The sequence below is a fragment of the Streptomyces sp. NPDC048258 genome, from assembly GCF_043201995.1.
GTDB lineage: Bacteria > Actinomycetota > Actinomycetes > Streptomycetales > Streptomycetaceae > Streptomyces.
In genome coordinates this window covers 266,637-281,678 of record NZ_JBICZH010000010.1, presented here as the reverse complement: position 1 = coordinate 281,678, position 15,042 = coordinate 266,637, and the positions used below count along the sequence as shown (strand labels likewise).

Below are 15,042 nucleotides of genomic sequence, written 5' to 3'. Positions count from 1 at the left end.
CCCGATCACTCGGCCACGTCGACGGTGCAGCGGTTGGATTCCACCCCCGCGGCGGTCACCACCTGGATCTCGACGCGCCCCGGTTCCACTTCCGCCGGGACCGGCACGGTCAGCACGGCGTCGGAGGGGTTGGTGAACCCACCCGCCACCGGGACCAACGGCACGTGCACGTGCACCGCCCCGATCCGCACCACCAGACGGGCCAGCATCTCCGGCGTCTGAGCCCCGGGCGGCACGAAGCCCACGCCCCGGATCTCGATGTCGTCCCCGGGTCGGACGGCCGCGTCCAGGTCCCCGGGCTCCCGTCTGCGCACCACCGACAGCACCAGCGGGCGGGTGCCCTCGGCGTACTTGGCCGCCAGGTACACGGCGGCCGACAGGGCCACCAGCAGGGCCAGCGCCCACGGCAGCTGCGGGAGCCGGTCCGGGAAGCGGGCCAGCGACACCGCCGCGTAGGCCAGCACCACCGTCGAGACGAGCACGTACTGCGCGTCCGGGAAGCTGCCGCGCCCCGCGTCGTCCGTCAGCAGGTCCACCCCGCGCGGCCGGTCGGCGGGCAGCTTCTGCAGCCGCTGGCCCATGATCCGTACGGCGACCACCCTGCGCACCAGCACGGCCACCACGGAGGTCAGCGAGACCACCGCCAGCAGCGGCAGCGCCCGGTCCAGGGCCAGCCCCTCGTACAGGGCCTGCCGTTCCGGGCCGGGCGAGGAGGCCGCCAGCCGCAGCGCGGGCAGCAGCGCCGCGAACGCCGTCAGCACCACCCAGGCGCTGGGCACGGTCTTGGAGGTGGACAGCCGGTTGTCCTCGCCGACGAGCGGGGCGAGGAGTCCGCCGCGCACCGACTGGGCGCGGGCCGCGACGGTGAGCAGCCCGGACAGCGCGAGGGCCGTCAGCAGTCCGGCGGTGCGGGCCGTGGACCAGCCGGTGCCGAGCGCGGTGCCGACCTGGACGAGGAGCAGGACCCCGGCGGCGATCCACACGGCGAGCACGGCCCGCCGCGAGAACAGGTAAAGCCAGGAGTTCCCGGCCTCCCGGCCGCGGTCGGCGACGGTGCGGGCCGACAGGGTCAGCTCGTCGGAGACCCACTGGCGGGAGGCTCCGAGGGAATGGGCCACGGCGGCCGGCACCCCCTGCCCCGCGGCGAACTCGTCGCGCTTCTCCAGGAACGCGGCGACGGCGCGGCGGTGCCCTTCTCGCGCGCAGTCCTCGCAGGTGCAGGCGGCGGTATGGGAACTTCGGGAGATCTCTTGGACAGCCACGTGCGTGCCGCCTCTCTGAACTACGGTGCAATGCCAGCGAATTGTGCACCACTGCGGCAGTGTTCCGGATTGCGCACGATGTCAGAGCAGGTGATTAACCGTTCATGATGTTGACGCCACCGTCTGCCACAGCGGTTGGTAGCTCACCCAGGCGGCCAGATCGCCGCCGAAACGCTCGCGCGCGGCCACGGCGCTGCGGTGGTCGATGAGCACCGGCTTTCCGGCCGCCCGTGCGATCAGCTGGACCTGCGCCGCCCGCTCCGCCGCGATGAACCACCACGCGGCCGCGTCCACCGAACCGCCGACCGTCAGCAGCCCCTGGTTGCGCAGGATGAGCGCCTTGTACGGGCCGAGCGCGCGGCCGATCCGCGCGCCGTCCTCAGCGCCGGCGTACTCGTCGAGGAGCGCGTGGTCCTCGTAGAAGGCGCAGGCCTCGTGGGTGACGGGGGCGAGCAGTTCACCGAGGCAGGCGAGGGCGCGGCCGTACGGGGCCGGCGTACGCACGACGGCCACCGCCCCGGGGCGCGCCCGGTGCACGGCGGCGTGCACGGCGAAGGCGAGCTGGTTGACCCGCCGCTCCCCCCGGAGCACCCGCCCGTCCCCGTCGACCAGCAGCAGGTCCTCGGGGCCCAGACCGGCGAAGGCCCGGCCGAACGGGTTCACCCAGTAGCAGTCCTCGAACTCCGGGTCCCGCGCGGTGACGTGCCCGGCGACCCCGTCCTCGTACCCGAGGCGCGCGAACAGCCGCAGGGCTCCGGCGAGCCGCTCCTTGCGGTACGCGCGCGCTTCCCGGACGGTGTCGTGCACGGGGGGCAGGTCCAGGTGCAGCCGGTCCACCGGCACCGGGGCGGGCTGCGCGCCCGGCCTCCCCGTCTCCTCGGCCATCGCTCGCTCTCCCTCGGTTCGGCTCCGCCGTCGTCGGCGCAAGGTACTTGCCGCCGCGTGAGGAGAACAGAGCCGCGCACGCGCGAAACGACGGCGCCGCCGCTCAGCCAGGCTGAGCGGCGGCGCCGTCGTACGGGGCAGGGGCCCCTACTCCCACTCGATGGTGCCCGGGGGCTTGCTCGTGCAGTCCAGGACCACGCGGTTCACGTCCGGCACCTCGTTGGTGATGCGGGTGGAGATCCGCGCGAGCACCTCGTACGGCATGCGCGTCCAGTCCGCGGTCATGGCGTCCTCGGAGGAGACGGGGCGCAGCACGATCGGGTGGCCGTAGGTGCGGCCGTCGCCCTGGACGCCGACGCTGCGGACGTCCGCGAGCAGGACGACCGGGCACTGCCAGATCTCGCGGTCCAGGCCGGCCGCGGTGAGCTCGTGGCGGGCGATGGCGTCGGCCTCGCGGAGCAGGTCCAGGCGCTCCTTGGTGACCTCGCCGACGATGCGGATGCCCAGGCCGGGGCCGGGGAAGGGCTGGCGCTGGACGATCTCGTCCGGCAGGCCGAGCTCCTGGCCGACCATCCGGACCTCGTCCTTGAACAGCTGGCGCAGGGGCTCGACGAGCTCGAACTCGATGTCGTCGGGGAGGCCGCCCACGTTGTGGTGGGACTTGATGTTCGCGGTGCCGGTGCCGCCGCCGGACTCGACGACGTCCGGGTACAGGGTGCCCTGCACCAGGAAGGCCACCGCCGGGCCGTCCTCCTGGAGGATCTCCAGCTGGGCCTGCTCGAAGACGCGGATGAACTCGCGGCCGATGATCTTGCGCTTGGTCTCCGGGTCGGAGACCCCGGCCAGCGCGTTGAGGAAGCGCTCCTGCGCGTCGACGACCTTCAGCTGCACGCCGGTGGCGGCGACGAAGTCCTTCTCGACCTGCTCGGTCTCGCCCTTGCGCATCAGGCCGTGGTCGACGTACACGCAGGTCAGCTGCGAGCCGATGGCCTTCTGCACGAGGGCCGCCGCGACCGCGGAGTCCACGCCGCCGGAGAGGCCGCAGATGGCGCGCTTGTCGCCGACCTGCTGGCGGATGGCCTCGATCTGCTCCTCGACGATGTTGCCGGTGGTCCAGGTGGGGGCCAGGCCGGCGCCGCGGTAGAGGAAGTGCTCCAGGATCTGCTGGCCGTGCGTGGAGTGCATGACCTCGGGGTGGTACTGGACCCCGTACAGCTTCTTCTCGTCGTTCTCGAAGGCCGCGACCGGGACGACGTTCGTCGACGCGGTGACCGTGAAGCCCTCGGGGGCGGCCGAGCAGGCGTCGCCGTGGGACATCCACACCGACTGGTTCTCGGGGGTGCCCTCGAAGAGGGTGGAGCCGGCCTTGGAGACGGCCAGCGGGGTGCGGCCGTACTCGCGGGCGCCGGTGTTGTCGACCTGGCCGCCGAGGGTGGTCGCCATCAGCTGGAAGCCGTAGCACATGCCGAAGACGGGGACACCGGCCTCGAACAGGGAACGGTCGAGCTGCGGGGCGCCCTCCTCGTACACGGAGGACGGACCGCCGGAGAGGATGATCGCCTTGGGGTTCTTGGCCAGCATCTCGTCGACGGGCATCGAGCTCGGCACGATCTCGCTGTAGACCCGTGCCTCGCGGACGCGGCGGGCGATGAGCTGGGCGTACTGGGCGCCGAAGTCGACGACGAGAACCGTGTCCGGGGCGCTGTCGTGGGCGGCGGAGGGTGCTTCTGGCACGGGGCGGCCTTCCGGCGGAAGAGGTGGCTGTTTTGTCGATTCTAACGGGGGACGTGCACACCTCTTCGTCTCACCATCCGAACCGGGTTGGCCGGGAGGGGGACGGAAGGTAATAATCCGTTCCATGCGCAAGCAGCTGAGCTTCCTCTTTACCTATGGCACCGGCCGGTCCGGTCGCCATGGGTCCTCGTGATGCTCGCTTGAGCCGCTGACTTCCCAGAGCGCCCCGGTCCGACAGGACCGGGGCGCTCTGGCGTTCTCCGGACCTGTGGGCCCCACCCGACAGGAGACCGACCATGAACACGATCACCACCACCCCCGAGCAGCTGATCGCCGACTCCCGTGCGCGCATCGACGCCCTCGACGACCGGATCATCGGCCTGATCCAGGAGCGCATGGCCGTCTCGACGGTCATCCAGGAGGCCCGGATCACCTCCGGCGGCCGCCGGGTGCACCTGTCGCGCGAGATGGAGGTGCTCTCGCACTGGAGCGACGCCCTCGGAAAGCCCGGCACGAACCTGGCCATGACCCTGTTGGAGCTGTGCCGGGGCCGCGTCTGACGGGTGTTCGTCACTCGTCCGGACCGTGACCGCCCCCGGAGCCCTTCGTTGGTGAGGATGTCCGCGCCAGCCAGGCGCGGGACCGCAACACCACGCGTGGCTCCGCCGGAGCGATGAGACGCACGCCCCGTGGAGCGTGCGTCGTGGGACCTCGCTCCCTCGCGTGACCGGACGGCAGGGGACAGCAGCCCGGTCACCCCGTAAAGGACGGCCGGCCCAGGGGACGCCCCGGGTCGGCCGTTCCGCGTTCCCGTTCCGCCCGCGCCCCCACGGGCCCCTCGGGCCCTTCGGCCCCCTCGCGTAGCACATGCACACTTCGCTGTGTGATCGACACCACAGCCCGGGACGCGGGATTCCGGTACAACCATCCGTACCGACCGCCTGTCACTCATGTACCGCGGTGGGTACCGCGCTCGGAGGGGGAGCGCGGTACCGACCCGGTCGTCAGGCCGGGTCCGCGGCCTTGGGCGGGATCTCCGGGACCGCCAGGAACGGCAGCCGCAGCGCGCCGAAGGCCTCCTTCGGGACCGCCGGACGGACCGGTTCCACCGCCGCGAGGCGCACGTACCCCGCTCCCTGCTCCGGCCGCGGGTCCTGCTCGCCCTTGTTCGGCCAGTACGACATCGCCCGCTCGGCCTGCGCCGTGATCGTCAGCGACGGGTTGACCCCGAGGTTCGCGGAGACCGCCGAACCGTCCACGACCGAGATCCCCGGGTACCCGTAGAGCCGGTGGTACGGGTCCACCACGCCCTCCCCCGCCGAGGCGCCGATCGGGCAGCCGCCTAGGAAATGCGCGGTCAGCGGGGTCCCCATCAGCTCGCCGACGTTGCTGCCGGGGAAGCCGTTGATCTCCTCGGCGAGCAGGGTCGCGGCCTGGGTGGCCTCCGCGATCTGGACCGGGTTCGGGGCGCCGTGGCCCTGGCGGGCGGTCAGCAGGCCCTTGCCGATCCCGCCGGGCTTGCGGTAGGTCGTCAGGGAGTTGTCCAGCGACTGCATGACCAGGCCGATGATGGTCCGCTCCGACCAGCGCCGGTTGGAGAGCGAGCGGGCCAGCTGCAGCGGGTGGCGGGCGGTGCGGGCGAACCAGGCGCGGACCCGGTGCTTGGCGTAGGGCACCTGGAGGATGGTCATGAACCCCATGGCGTTGGAGCCCTTGCCGTAGCGGACGGGCTCGATGTGGGTGTCGGCGTTGGGGTGCACCGAGGAGGTGATCGCCACGCCCTTGGTGAAGTCGGCCCGCCGGTCGGCGCCGTGCCGTTTGCGGTAGCGGCGGTCGTCGGTCTGCGCGCCGACCAGGCCCTCCGAGTTGGTCCGGGTCAGATCGCCGAGCCGGTCCGAGATCTTCGGCAGCTCGCCCAGGTCCTTCATCGTGTGCAGCAGGGTCTGGGTGCCGTACGTGCCCGCCGCGACGACCACGTACCGGGCGCGCAGCACCTTGGCCTTGCGGGAGCGACGGCCGTCGGTGGGGACAGTACGGACCCGGTAGCCGCCCTCGGGGTGTTCGGAGAGCGCGGTGACCGTGGTCATGGGGTGGATGACGGCGCCCGCGCGCTCGGCGAGGTGCAGGTAGTTCTCGTTCAGGGTGTTCTTCGCGCCGTGCCGGCAGCCGGTCATGCACTCGCCGCACTCGGTGCAGGCCTTGCGGGCGGGCCCGGCGCCGCCGAAGTACGGGTCCGGGACCTCCTGGCCGGGGCGGGCCTCGCAGCCGCCCTCGGCGTCCGCGCCGTCGCCGAAGAAGACGCCGACCGGGGCCATGTGGAAGGAGTCCGCCACGCCCATCTTCTCGGCGGCCGCCTTGAGGTGGACGTCGGAGGGGGTCATGGTCGGGTTGAGGCGTACGCCGAGCATCCGCTTGGCCTGGTCGTAGTACGGCGTGAGCTCCTCGCGCCAGTCGGTGACGGACGCCCACTGCCGGTCCTCGAAGAAGGCGGTGGGCGGCACGTACAGGGTGTTGGCGTAGTTGAGCGAGCCGCCGCCCACGCCGGCGCCCGCGAGCACCATCACGTTGCCGAGCAGGTGGATCCGCTGGATCCCGTACAGCCCGAGGGCCGGGGCCCACAGGTAGTTCCGCAGGTCCCAGCTGTTCTTGGGCAGGCTCTCGCGGGTGAAGCGGCGGCCGGCCTCCAGGACGCCGACCCGGTAGCCCTTCTCGGTGAGGCGCAGTGCCGAGACCGACCCCCCGAAACCGGATCCGATGACGATGACGTCGTAGTCGTATGCGTCGTCGTGCGACACGGGTACCCCTTAGCGCAGTCGGAGAGCCTTCATGACCTTGAGGCTGCGGGTCATGAACGCCGCGTACTTCTCGTCGTCCATGCCCAGCGAGGGCGCCATCGGGAGCAGCCGCTGGTGGGCGACGGTCTGGGCCTCGGTGTACTTGAGGATGCCCTCGGAGCCGTGGCGGCGGCCGAGGCCGGAGTCCTTCATGCCGCCCATGGGCGCCTGGGCGCTGCCGTAGGCGGGGGCGTAGCCCTCGTTGATGTTGACGGTGCCGGTGCGCAGGCGGGCGGCGACGGCGTGGCCGCGGCGGGAGTCCTTGGTCCAGACACTGGAGTTCAGGCCGTAGGCGGTGGCGTTGGCGTCCGCGATCGCCTCGTCCTCGTCGGTGAAGCGGTAGATCGAGACGACCGGGCCGAAGGTCTCCTCGCCGCACACCGCCATGGGCGCCTCGACGCCGTCGAGGATGGTGGGCTCGTAGAAGAGGGGACCGATGTCGGGGCGGGCGGTGCCGCCCGCGACGAGGGTGGCGCCCTTGGCGACGGCCTCGTCCACGTGCCGCTGCACGGTCTCCAGCTGGCGCTCGCCGACCAGCGAGCCCATGTCGGCGCCGTAGGCGAGGGAGCTGCCGAGGCGCATGGCCTTGGTGCGGGCGGCGAAGCGGGCCACGAACTCGTCGGCGATCGAGGCGTGGACGTAGAGCCGCTCGATGGAGATGCACAGTTGGCCCGCGGAGGAGAAGCAGGCGCGGACGGCGCCCGCGGCGGCCTTCTCGATGTCGGCGTCGCGCAGCACCAGCATGGCGTTCTTGCCGCCGAGTTCGAGGGAGACGCCGACGAGGCGGGCGGCCGCGCCCTGGGCGACCTCGCGGCCGGTACGGGTGGAGCCGGTGAAGGAGACGTAGTCGGCGTGCCGGACCACCTCGGGGCCGACGACCGGGCCCTCGCCGAGGACGATCTGGAAGACCTCGGCGGGCAGGCCGGCCTCGATCAGCAGGTCGCGGGCCCACAGGGCGGTCAGCGCGGTCTCGGTGTCGGGCTTCATGACGAGGGCGTTGCCCGCCACGAAGGCGGGCAGGGCGTCGCCGACCGACAGTTCGAGCGGATAGTTCCAGGGCGCTATCTGGCCGACGACCCCGCGCGGCTGGCGCAGCTCGGTGACCTTGGTGAGGGTGGGCATGGCGCCCGTGTGGCCCTTGGGGCGCAGGTACGAGGGGGCCTTGCGGCCGTAGTGGCGGGCGGCGACGGCGACCGCCTGGACCTCCTCGTGGGCGTGCAGCCGGGCCTTGCCGGTCTCCAGCTGTATGAGGTCGAGGACCTCGGCCTGCCGGGCCAGCACCAGGTCGTGGAAGCGCAGCAGGACCGCGGCCCGCTCGCGTACGGGGACGGCCGCCCAGGCGGGCTGGGCGGCGCGGGCCCGGCCGAAGGCCTCGGCGACGTCCTCGGGGGTGGCTTCGGGGAGCTCGGCCAGCCGGTCCCCGGTGAAGGGGGTGTGGTTGGCGGTGCGGCCGGAGCCGAGCACCCCGCGGGTGAGGCGGGCGACCAGGTCGGGTGTCACCACGTCGGCGGCGGTGCGGGCGCCGGCCGGGGCCGGGGCGACCGGGTTGGTGGGTTCCGGTGCGGTGCGGAGGGGGGCCGGGGCCTGCGAGTCCGTCATGCCGGTGAGCGTATTGCGCCGGACAGCCTTTGGGTACCCGCCGGTAACCGGATTTTGTCATTTCCGCCAGTGATCGCTGGCAGGATGACGGAATCAGGGCTTCGCGGCGGGCGGCTCCCAGCCGCTGAGCACGATGTCGAACTGCTGCTGGGTGGTGTCCCAGTCGGCGGCGGGGCCCGACATGTAGATCGCGTACTCGGTGCCGTCCGGGGCGAAGTACATCTGCTCGATGGCCCGGCGCGGGCCGGCCTGCGTCCCCTTCTCGGTCCAGGTGAAGTCCCACCGGGCAGCCCGGACGGTGTCCCGGAAGGTGTTCTGGTTGAGCTGCTGTCTCTTGTAGTCGGTCCGCTTCTGCACCTGCTTCTCCAGGTCGAGCACGTGCATGTACGGGTTGTCGTAGTCCGGTGTGGGGTCGGTGGCGATCCGGATGAAGTGCTTTCCGTTGTCCGGGGTGTAGTCGATCTGATTGCCGTCCATCTGGCGCTTCCAGCCGTCCGGGACGAAGAGGGTGAAGCCCGTCGGGTCGGTGACCTCGGTCCAGCCGGCCGGCACGGCATCGGCCTCGTCCGACGACGTGGAGTCGTCATCGCCCTGCTGGTCGGGGGCGCTCGCGTTCTTGTCCGAGCCGCCGGCCTTCTCGGTGTCGCTCGTGTACTTGAGCACCCCGAAGACACCGCCGCCGCCGAGCAGCGCCGCCACCAGGGCGATGGCCGCCGCACGCTTGAGCCGGCCCTTCGCCGGTGCGTCGGTCGCGGTCGCCGACGGCTCCGGCAGCGGGGCCGTCGGCGCGACGTCCCCCTGCGGGGCCGCCTCCTGCGAACGCTCCTGGGCCGGAGCGAGCTCCTGCGCGGTCACCGCGCGCGTCGGCACGTACGCCTGCGCGGCCTTCGGCGCCCTGCCCTCCATCGCCTCGATCAGCATCCGCTCGGCGTCCTCGGCCGTCGGGCGTTCCCCCGGGTCCTTGCGCAGCAGGGCGGTGATGACCGGCCCCAGCGGCCCGGCCTGGCGCAGCGCCGGCGGCTCGTCGTTCACCACGGCCTGGAGGCTGGAGATCGGCGAGGTGCGGCGGAACGGCGAACGCGCCTCCACGGCCGTGTACAGGGTGGCGCCCAGCGACCACAGGTCGGAGGCCGTGCCGGGGGTGCCCCCGGTGACCCGCTCGGGGGCCAGGTAGTCGATGGAGCCGACGATCTCGCCGGTGCGCGTGATGGACGAGTCACCCTCGATCGCGGCGATCCCGAAGTCCGTGAGCAGCACCCGGCCGTCCTTGGCCAGCAGGACGTTGCCCGGCTTCACGTCCCGGTGCAGTACGCCGACCGCGTGCGCGGCGCGCAGCGCGCCCAGCACGTGCAGCCCGATCCTGGCCGCCTCGCGGGGCTCGATCCGCCCGGCCGCCTTGGCGGCGTCCGCGAGGGAGGGGCCGTCGATGTACTCCATGACGATCCACGGCCGGTCGTCGTGTTCCAGCACGTCGTGGACGGTGACGACCGCCGGATGCTGGATCCGGGCCGCGGCCCGGGCCTCCTTCTGCGTCCGGGCGTGCATGACGTCCCGGTCGGCCTGGGCCACGTACAGACCCGCCGTCAGTTCCTTGACGGCGACGGTCCTGTGGAGCAGCTCGTCATGCGCGCGCCACACCTTGCCCATGCCGCCGCGGCCGATCGGCTCGACGAGCCGATACCGGCCCGCCAGCACGGCGCCCCCACCTGTCTGCTGTTCCACGAAACCCCGCCGCTCTCTGCACTTCAGGCCAGATTACGGAGCCCACGGGTGCTGTCGGAACCGCCCGGCCGCCGAAAGGCGGCACTGTGACGCAATCGCCGTACTGACCGCCCGTCAGTCTCCGCTCATCCGCCCGACTTGTAACTCGCCGTGGCCTTCTCGAAGACTTCGGTGACCTTGCCCTGTTCGTCCTCCGGCCCGGTCACCATGACGACGTGGTAGCTGCCGCCGAGCGCGACGACGAAGTTGCGGGCGAAGACGTTGCGGCCGGTGCCGTCGATCCACGTGTAGCGGCCGGTGGCGCGCAGCTGCTGGCCGACCTTGGTGGTCTTGACGTCGCCGACGGTGGACCAGGTGGAGGTGCGGTACGGGGTCAGCTCCTGCTCCTTGTCCTTCTGGTACGCCGCCGGGTCCGGGTTGCCCTCGACCTTGTCCCGGCCGGGGACGACGGTCAGCGTGAACTGCCCCCCGGTGTAGCGCACCTGGCCCGCCTCGTTGATGCCGCGGCGCTCCCAGCCGTCGGGGACCGCGATCTCGAAGTGCTCCGGGTCCTGCTGGGTGGTGTAGCCGGCCGGGGCGGGGGCCGGCGCCGCCGTCGGAGCGGTCGGGGGCGGGGTGGTGGTCTGGGGCGCGGGCTTGGACTCGGGGGTGCCGGTGGGCACGTGGGACGGGCTCTGCTTGGGCGGCGTCTGCGCACCGGCGCCCGGTTCCCGCGGATCGGCGGACCGGGGCATGAACAGCATCGCGTACGCCACGGCCCCGGCGAGCAGGACCAGGATGCCGACGAGCAGGGTCCGGCCCAGGGAGCGGGGCTTGCGGGGGGCCGCGGGGTTGCGGTGCCGGCCGTGGAGTTCGCCGCGGCGGCGTACGACGGGCAGCCGCGCGGGATCGGGCTCCGGCATCGGGAGCATGGCGAAGCCGGCCTCGGGCTCGGGGGCGGACCGTACGAGCGAGCGCAGCCAGCCTCGGAGCTCCTCGAAGTCGGGCCGCTCGGTCGGGTCCTGACGCAGCAGCGACTCCACGACCGGGCGGAGCGCGCCGCACTCCTCCGCGAAGGCGGGGGGCTCGGCGCAGACCATCTCGACGAGCTCGGCGACGCTGTCCTCGGGGTACGGGGCATGCCCCTGCACGGCCCGGTACAGCAGCGCGCCGAGCGCCCAGAGGTCGGTGGCGGGGCCGACGGGGGGCGCCAGCTGCCAGTGCCCGTGCACGGGGCCGGCCTGTTCGGGGGCCCACCGCTCGGTGACGGCTCCGACGACGGCCATCCGCGTCTGGCGCGCCCGCTCGGCGTCCAGCCCGCTCCGGGGCCCGGCCCAGCCGCCGGGCTCCGCCTGCCCGTGACGGTGGCCGTGGCCGGGCTCCGGACCCTGCGGGACGGGGGGCCGGGAGGGGCCGGCGGCAGGCGGCTGCCCCGGGGGGTGGGCCGCCGGGTCCGGGGCTTCGGCCTGGCGGTAGCCCTGGGGCAGCGCGAGCTGCGCGGGCAGCCCGGGCCGCACAGCCGGGTCGGGCTGCGGGTCGGGCTGCGTCCCTGGCGGCAACTGCTGCCGTCCGGACTCCGGATCGGGCAGCGGGCCCGGCTGGGGCTCGGCGGCCGGGGAGAGTTCCGGGCGGCGGGGGGTGGCGCCGTGCCAGGCGGCGGCACCGGTCTCCGGCCCGCCGTACGGGTACGAGTACCCCTGCGGGAGGGTCGACCCCTGCGGCCTCGGCTCCGGCACGGCCACGGGCTCTGCCCTGCGCTGCTCGCCGACCTTGGCGGCGGCCGCCCGCGCCCCGGCCCGGTACGCGGCGATGGCCCCGGCCCGCGCGGCGGCGTTGGGGTCGGGCCGCTCCTGCGGGCGTACGGGGGTGATGTGGTCGTTGTACCGCGGCCCGGTGTCGTACCCGGGAGCCACCAGCGGCGCGTATCCGGCCTCGGACCTGGGCTCCGGCACGGACTCCTGCACGGACTCGTGCAGGAGTCCGTGCAGGGGCTCGTGGCCCGCCGAGGCATCCGGACGGTCCCACTCCCCTTCGCTGCCGGAGCCGAAGGGCCCCGCGCCCGGGACGGCCCCGCGGCCGGACCCGTCGCCCGACCCGGTCTCCCGACCCGCCGGAGTGCCCGGGCCTCCCCACCCCGCGTCACGACCGGAGGCCTCGGTTTCGGCGCTGCCCGGGACGGGGTCGTACCCGCAGAGGGCCTCCTCCGCCGCTCCGGCCGCGAGGCCGGTCAGCACGACCCGCCCGTCGTCGCAGACCAGCACCGTCCGCACGGTGATGTTCCGGTGGGTCCAACCGTGCGCGTGCAGCACCCGCAGCGCGGTCAGCACGTCCGAGGCCACCTCCGCCGCCCGGTAGGGGCTCAGCGGTTCATCGGCTATCAGCGCCGCCAGCGGCCTGGCCGGGACCAGTTCGCTCACTATCCACAGCGACCCGTCCTCGGCGAACACGTCGAAGACCTGGTCCAGCCGGGGATGGTCGGGGATGGAGGCCGCGGCCTGCGCCGCCTCGATCGCGCGCCGCACGGCCGGCAGATCGCCCGGAGCGCGGCGCCCCGCCGCCGGGACGGCCCGCTGCCCGTCCAGCAGTTCGGCGTCCACGACCTCCGGCAACGGCACCTGCCGTACCAGGACTTCCTGCCCGCTGCGGGTGTCGAAGGCGCGGGTCTCGACCAGTTCGTACTCGTCCGACGGCGGGAGCGGCAGACGGTAGCGGTGAGCCAGGATCCGGCCCGCGTAGTCCTCCACATCGCCTCCCCCGAGTGCGGTGGGGTCCCCGTGGCCCCGCAGCCACGATACGTCGCGCGGGCCGCCCGCGTCCCGAGGTCAGCCGAGCATCTGGAAGGTCTCGAACGCGGTGGTGCGCATCTGCGTGCACTCGGGGCCGTCCCACTGGTCGGCGGGGCAGCTGATCATGATGGCGTAGCCGTGCGTCGCGTCCGCCCTGAAGCCGCGGTTGAGCACCCGGACCTTCATGCCGGCCTGCTCTCGCTCGAACTCCCAGTCGGCGACGGTCGGGTAGTTCCGGTACGTCGTCGCATTGATGCCGATCAGTCGGTAGTTCTTGCTGCTGTTCGCGGTGGACGGAGCCAGGCTCAGCCAGGCGGACCGCGCGTCGTCACCGGGTTTGGCGTTGTAGTCGACCTGGATCCGCGGGAAGCCGCCGTCGCGGCTGTATATCCCGCCGGAGTTCTCGCCCGCTATGCCCGTCTGGTGGAAGCCCGCGGGCATGGCCATGGAGAAGTGGAAGCCCAGTTCCGTCACCACGGCGTATCCCGCGGGGAGTCCGCCGCCAGCTCCCCCGGGCTGTGCGCCCTGGCCCTGGCCCTGGCCCTGGCCGGCGCCCGGGGTCTGCTGCCCCTGCCCCTGGCTCTGGCCCTGGCCGCCGGGGGTGGCGTTGCCGTTGGCCCCGCCCTGCTCGCCGGGCTTCGCCGAGGGCTGGGGAGCCGACGGGGTGGCGCCCGGGGACTGGCCGGCCGACGCGGACGGGGTGGCCTTGCCGCCCTTGCCCTCGTCCTTGCGGCCGTCGGCGTCGTCGCCGTTGAAGGCGTAGGCGATGAGCGAGCCGACCGCCGCGAGTACGACCACGACGGCGGCTATCGCGAGCGCGATGGTGCGGCGCGGCATGACGTCGGTGAGCGGGGCCGCCACCGGGGCGGTCCTGGCCGTGGGCTTGGGCTCGGCCGCCGGCGCCTCCGCGGCCGTGGCCGCCGTGGTGGCGGAGGCGACCGCCGCCGCCTTGCGGGCCGACTTCAGGGCGGCGCGGGCGCGTTCGCGCTGCTCGCGCTCCCGCCGCTCGCGTTCCTTCTTCGCCGCCTTCTCGGCCGCCTTCTCGGCGGCGACCTTGTCCGCGGCGGCCTTGGCGTCGGCCAGCGAGATCTGCCGGGTCTCCTCGGCGGCCGGGGCCGCCACGGGGGCCGGAGCGGGCTCGGGCGCGTTGACGACGGCGGTGAGCATCGCCCGCGCCCGGACGTCGTCGAGCCGGTGGGCCGGGTCCTTGGCGAGCAGGCCGTAGATGACCTCGGTCAGCGGGCCGGCGTTCTTGGGCGGCTCGACCGGCTCGGTCATCACCGCGGTGAGGGTGGCGAGGGCGGAGCCCTTGTCGTACGGCGGCACGCCCTCGACGGCGGCGTACAGCAGGCCGCCGAGCGACCACATGTCGGCGGGCGGGCCGGGCTTGTAACCGCGGGCGCGCTCCGGGGAGATGTAGGAGGGTGCGCCGACGAGCATGCCGGTGGAGGTGACGGAGGGGTCGCCCTCGACCTGCGCGATGCCGAAGTCGGTGAGGACGACGCGGCCGCTGGCGGCGATGAGCACGTTGGACGGCTTGACGTCCCGGTGCAGGATGCCCTGGCCGTGCGCGGCGCGCAGGACGTCGAGCACCGCGAGGCCGACCTCGGCGGCGCGGTGCGGGGTGAGGGGGCCGTTCTCCCGGATGAACTCGGCGAGCGAGGGGCCCTCGATGAGCTCCATGACGATCCAGGGGCGGGCGTCCTCGTCGACGACGTCGAAGACGGTGACCGCGCCTCCGCTCCGGATCCGGGCGATGGCCTTGGCCTCGCGGAGGGTACGGGTGATGAGGCGGCGCTTCTCGTCCTCGTCGACGCCGCTGCCGAAGCGGAGTTCCTTGACGGCGACGATCCGGCCGAGGGTCTCGTCCTCGGCCCGCCAGACGGTACCCATGCCGCCCTTGCCGAGCACGGCGCCCAGCCGGTACCGGCCCGCGAGCAGCCGGCCCTTGTCCTGGCCGTCCCCCGCCGACCTGGCGGCCTCGGCCCTGGCCTTGACCTCGGCGGCCACGGCATCGGCCTTCTCCACCACGGGATTGACGGGCTTCGCCAGGTCGGCCTTGGCCGCCGCGGGCTTCGCGTCCGCCGGCTCCGCCGCAGGAGCGGGCACGGCCTTGTCGGCCTTGGGCTCCGCAGCGGGCTTCGCGTCCTCGGGCTCCGCCTCGGGCGCACCGGCGTCGGCCACCGGCTTCGCGCCCTCGGGCTCCACCGCGGGAGCGGGCACGGCCTTGTCGGCCTTGGG

9 protein-coding genes are annotated in these 15,042 nt (G+C 73.4%); 1 reads left to right on the top strand and 8 read right to left on the bottom strand.

Annotated elements, in window-relative coordinates; genetic code table 11:
* Positions 1-5 precede the first annotated feature (5 nt).
* The 3 genes from ACGFYQ_RS23940 to guaA form a co-directional block, all read right to left on the bottom strand.
* Complete coding sequence (locus ACGFYQ_RS23940) at positions 6-1,262, bottom strand: hypothetical protein (protein ID WP_393747012.1); 1,257 nt, start codon at positions 1,260-1,262, stop codon at positions 6-8.
* 102 nt (positions 1,263-1,364) lie between these two features.
* Positions 1,365-2,147 carry a class II aldolase/adducin family protein gene (locus ACGFYQ_RS23935; protein ID WP_393747010.1) on the bottom strand — a complete coding sequence of 261 codons (783 nt, stop codon included), beginning with the start codon at positions 2,145-2,147 and terminating at the stop codon, positions 1,365-1,367.
* A gap of 147 nt (positions 2,148-2,294) precedes the next feature.
* The gene (gene guaA / locus ACGFYQ_RS23930) at positions 2,295-3,881 is read right to left on the bottom strand and encodes a glutamine-hydrolyzing GMP synthase (RefSeq protein ID WP_393747008.1); all 1,587 of its coding nucleotides are present in this window, start codon (positions 3,879-3,881) and stop codon (positions 2,295-2,297) included.
* A gap of 296 nt (positions 3,882-4,177) precedes the next feature.
* Here guaA and ACGFYQ_RS23925 point away from each other — a divergent pair, with 296 nt between their 5' ends.
* Complete coding sequence (locus ACGFYQ_RS23925; RefSeq protein WP_393747006.1) at positions 4,178-4,441, top strand: chorismate mutase; 264 nt, start codon at positions 4,178-4,180, stop codon at positions 4,439-4,441.
* A gap of 444 nt (positions 4,442-4,885) precedes the next feature.
* Here the strand turns inward: ACGFYQ_RS23925 and ACGFYQ_RS23920 are convergent, their stop codons facing one another.
* The 5 genes from ACGFYQ_RS23920 to ACGFYQ_RS23900 form a co-directional block, all read right to left on the bottom strand.
* Entirely contained in the window at positions 4,886-6,676 is a 1,791-nt protein-coding gene (locus ACGFYQ_RS23920) for a GMC family oxidoreductase N-terminal domain-containing protein (protein WP_393747004.1), read from the bottom strand.
* Positions 6,677-6,685: 9 nt separating this feature from the next.
* The gene (locus ACGFYQ_RS23915) at positions 6,686-8,314 is read right to left on the bottom strand and encodes a succinic semialdehyde dehydrogenase (RefSeq protein ID WP_393747002.1); all 1,629 of its coding nucleotides are present in this window, start codon (positions 8,312-8,314) and stop codon (positions 6,686-6,688) included.
* A gap of 93 nt (positions 8,315-8,407) precedes the next feature.
* Entirely contained in the window at positions 8,408-10,036 is a 1,629-nt protein-coding gene (locus ACGFYQ_RS23910) for a protein kinase (protein ID WP_393747000.1), read from the bottom strand.
* A 125-nt stretch (positions 10,037-10,161) separates the two neighbouring features.
* A complete protein-coding gene (locus ACGFYQ_RS23905; protein ID WP_393746998.1) occupies positions 10,162-12,759 on the bottom strand; it encodes a protein kinase in 2,598 nt (865 codons plus the stop codon).
* Positions 12,760-12,837: 78 nt separating this feature from the next.
* The coding region (locus ACGFYQ_RS23900; RefSeq protein WP_393746996.1) for a serine/threonine-protein kinase at positions 12,838-15,042 on the bottom strand (2,205 nt) is incomplete at its 5' end.

What these genes read in the sequence shown, in the direction of transcription:
- ACGFYQ_RS23935 (WP_393747010.1), bottom strand. Translation starts at nt 2,147, where the DNA reads ATGGCCGAGGAGACGGGGAGGCCGGGCGCGCAGCCCGCCCCGGTGCCG.
- ACGFYQ_RS23925 (WP_393747006.1), top strand. Translation starts at nt 4,178, where the DNA reads ATGAACACGATCACCACCACCCCCGAGCAGCTGATCGCCGACTCCCGT.
- ACGFYQ_RS23915 (WP_393747002.1), bottom strand. Translation starts at nt 8,314, where the DNA reads ATGACGGACTCGCAGGCCCCGGCCCCCCTCCGCACCGCACCGGAACCC.